Source organism: Coleofasciculus sp. FACHB-712 (genome assembly GCF_014695635.1).
In the GTDB taxonomy this organism is placed as follows: domain Bacteria; phylum Cyanobacteriota; class Cyanobacteriia; order Cyanobacteriales; family FACHB-T130; genus FACHB-T130.
Genome location: NZ_JACJOQ010000466.1, coordinates 1 through 3,433 on the forward strand (window position 1 = coordinate 1; position 3,433 = coordinate 3,433).

General features: G+C 44.6%; 5 protein-coding genes. 2 read left to right on the forward strand and 3 right to left on the reverse strand.

Annotation, left to right across the window (positions count from 1 at the left end):
* Positions 1–198 precede the first annotated feature (198 nt).
* Positions 199–420, reverse strand: coding sequence for a hypothetical protein (locus H6F50_RS14955; RefSeq protein WP_190429308.1), 222 nt, complete (start codon positions 418–420; stop codon positions 199–201).
* A gap of 197 nt (positions 421–617) precedes the next feature.
* On the opposite strand from H6F50_RS14955, the gene H6F50_RS14960 reads away from it, so the two are divergent.
* Positions 618–1,226, forward strand: a complete 609-nt coding sequence (locus H6F50_RS14960; protein ID WP_190429309.1) for a Uma2 family endonuclease — start codon at positions 618–620, stop codon at positions 1,224–1,226.
* Positions 1,227–1,746: 520 nt separating this feature from the next.
* On the opposite strand, the gene H6F50_RS14965 is transcribed toward H6F50_RS14960, so the two are convergent.
* The gene (locus H6F50_RS14965; RefSeq protein WP_190429310.1) at positions 1,747–2,259 is read right to left on the reverse strand and encodes a DUF393 domain-containing protein; all 513 of its coding nucleotides are present in this window, start codon (positions 2,257–2,259) and stop codon (positions 1,747–1,749) included.
* An 80-nt stretch (positions 2,260–2,339) separates the two neighbouring features.
* On the opposite strand from H6F50_RS14965, the gene H6F50_RS14970 reads away from it, so the two are divergent.
* Positions 2,340–3,218, forward strand: a complete 879-nt coding sequence (locus tag H6F50_RS14970; protein ID WP_190429311.1) for a DUF72 domain-containing protein — start codon at positions 2,340–2,342, stop codon at positions 3,216–3,218.
* An 11-nt stretch (positions 3,219–3,229) separates the two neighbouring features.
* Here H6F50_RS14970 and H6F50_RS26755 read toward each other — a convergent pair.
* The coding region (locus H6F50_RS26755; RefSeq protein WP_206754833.1) for a hypothetical protein at positions 3,230–3,433 on the reverse strand (204 nt) is incomplete at its 5' end.

Consider the following 3,433-nt stretch of genomic DNA (forward strand, 5'->3'; position numbering starts at 1 on the left):
AAAATGGTTGATACTTTGCTTGCTACTGCACTTGATTTAGTCAATCCAAAACACCTACGCAACTGGTTCACAAACTGCTGCTACTGTACTTCATGAACTTGCAATCTGCTGTAATTAATGCGAATTAGTTCTTTTCTAGTTTAGGATGTGGTGTTGTGTAACACGTCAGGACAGCGGACACTTGTGATGTCGCCAAGGTTATCTGCCGCCGCTGCGTTTTGCCGTTGGGTGGCTCCAGCTGCTTTTCGGTATTACAACAGTGAGTTGGTTCTGGACGCTTTCTAAAGAGAGGGACGCCTCAATCTGCTGCTGTAATTGCTGTTCGGGCGATCGCATCTTGGAGGATGAGGGAATGCGATCGCATAGCAAGAAGCTGATAGAAGTAGCAGCAAAACAAGTATTGGCAGCCTGAGTTATCAAATGTTAAAAAAATTGCTCAAAGGATGGGACAACTAATTAGATAAACCTTAGCTACTAACAAAAAATTGATGTTATGATTTAGCCTGATTTTTTATAGAAACTGTTTTAGCATAAATGGTCTTTCTATCTACATAGATGAAAGCAAAGGCATTGAATCGAATCCTATCAAGGTAATGTAGAGTATTGGAGAATTTACCATGACTCAAGCGATATCCAAGTTAATTAATTTTGATGAGTTTCTAGAATGGAAACCAGAAAACGGACGCTATGAATTACATAACGGAGTGATTGTTGAAATGCCAAATCCAACGGGTAAACATTCAGCGATCGCGGGTTTTCAGTCGCTCGAATTTGGTTTGGAAATCCGGCGATTACAGCTTCCTTACTTTATTCCCAAGGAATGTACAATTAAACTTAGCGATAACTTTGGCTACGATCCAGATGTGATTGTATTAGATAAGCAACTTGTAGAAGCCAATGAGCCTCGCTGGGAAAAAGAATCAGTGATTACTAGGGGAGATTCTGTTAAATTAGTTGTTGAAGTCGTCAGCACAAATTGGCGCGATGATTATGCACACAAAATGATTGATTATGAAGCATTAGGCATTGGCGAATATTGGATTGTAGATTATTTGGGTTTAGGTGGTAGCCGTTATATTGGTTCTCCTAAACAGCCTACTTTATCGATTTATCAGTTAGTAGATGGTGAGTATCAAATTAAGCTGTTTCGAGAAAATGAAAGGGTTGAGTCGGTGGTGTTTCCAGAACTCAATTTGACTGCAAAGCAAATTTTTAATGCTGGGTAAGTATTCAGGCAGTCAATCTTGATTCTCCTAAAAAGCTTTTTATTCTAATTCAGATTCTGAGCTAGTCGTCTTATTTTAATTGAGGTCGATCTTCCTCATCATTAAGCCGACAGCGCCCTGCGTCTCGCCCTTGATGCGATTGTTAGCGATCGCTTATTCATTTCCACCCAACTTTTCCAGTTAACACAAGATTGATGTTAGGATTTAGTCCAAATTTTTAAAAAAGGTATTTCAGAAAGAATGGTCTTGCTACTTGATAGAGCAGAGCCAGGATAAACGGGATAACGATTGGGAGAGCCACGATTAGTCCCCATTTGCCAAACCGAAGCTCTTGATTCTCGGATTTGAGGAGTGCAATCACTGCTGCGACTCCCATGAGTATCCAAATACAACCAAAGATAATGAAGAGAGTATATGCTGAGTCTTGCATTTTTTCCCCTACTAGCGAAAGTAGTCTATTTTTAGGTTAGCTTGACCTATTTGTGCGGTTAACTTCCTTTAGTTGGGTTATTCTGATTGACTAAGGTTGATTATCGTCATTTAGCCGACAGCGCCCCTGCGTCTCGCACTCGATGCGCCTCTGGCGCTTGCTAACAATCGTGGCTAAATTGGGTCTTCCAGTCAGGGCCAGCCGCCAATCAGCCCAAATTCCATACAGCGTATCAGCAATAGAACCGATAATCGGCAATTTAGTCACCGCATAGATCCACCCCATCCCCAGAATCTCATAGACGCGGCGGAAGACTTCCACATTCTTGACGACCGTGCCATCAGGAAGCACGGCATGAATTCGCCCCATCGCCGTTTCAAAGTCAACACCGCCATGCGCTTCCAGGGTATAGCGATCGCCTGCGATGTCCACAAACGCCACCAAACCTCGACCGGCATCCCGTCTCCTCAAAAAATTGACTTCTCGCACGCACAAGGGACATTCACCGTCATACAGCAACTCTATTTGCCATGATGGTGAAGAAGACTGAGGTGGAGTAGAGGCTTCAAGTGATTCGGGGAACTGAGTCTTAGAAGATGACATAGGTAGGTGGTTCTCAATTAACGGATTCCTCACATGAGGAGAAACAAGCACACCTTAGTATTGTAAAGAAACTTAAAGATATGAGCTTTCTTCTGGGATGTGCAGTTTGGGGTTATAAAGGCTGGATAGGCGACCTTTTTCCGGCTGGAAGCCGTTCCAAAGATTTTCTGCGCCTATACAGTCAGCGTTTCACGACCGTTGAAGGCAATACGACTTTCTATGCTGTACCCGACGCCGATACCGTAGCGCGTTGGGCGCAAGAAACACCAGCAGGGTTTAAATTTTGCCTGAAGTTGCCTCGGAATGTGACACACAATGGCTTGCTGCAACCGTCGATTCCAGAGGCATTAAAGTTTTTAGAACAGATGCAAGGTTTAGGCGTTGGTGCAGCATCTTCAGAGGAGAGTCGCCTTGGCCCCATTTTTGCCCAATTGCCTCCTAACTATCCCCCGGCATATTTGGATGACTTAACCGCTTTTTTGGAAGCATGGCCTCGCAATGAAGCGCCTTTAGCGCTGGAAGTTCGTCATTCCGACTGGTTCAAAGAACCTCACAGCAGCCATCTGACGGCGCTTTTACAGCAGTTGGGTGTGGGACGGGTACTGCTGGATACCCGCCCTGTTTACACGGGCTCGGCGAATCCTCAACAGTATCCAGAATCGCGAAAACCCAACGTGCCTGTGCAACCGATTGTCACGGCTTCCTTTAGCTTAATCCGGTTTATCAGCCATCCAGAGCAGTCGGTGAATCAGCCTTTTATGGAAGAGTGGGTGAGTTTGCTGGATGGGTGGTTGCGTCAGGGGACAAAGATTTACTTTTTTGTTCATTGTCCTTTAGAAGACCGATCGCCTGGAAATGCTCGTTACTTTCAGCAGTTGCTAGAACAACATAACGCACCCGTTCCACCCCTTCCCTGGAATGGGATTGAGGTACCGCCTACCCAGCTAAGTCTGTTTTGAAAGAATTATATCTACCGATTCCTTGGTCTAACGATTGGAACTTGTTTAGGAGGAACAATGGTTACATCTGTCGAACGAACTCTAGAAGCAGTGAGCTTCTGGTAAAATAACCCTGCTGATTGCGGAGTCGGAAATGGGCCAACTTGGATGCCATCGACTCGATTATTCGTGTCTCTCCAGTAACAAGAGCGAACTTGGATACTTGGGTATTCTCT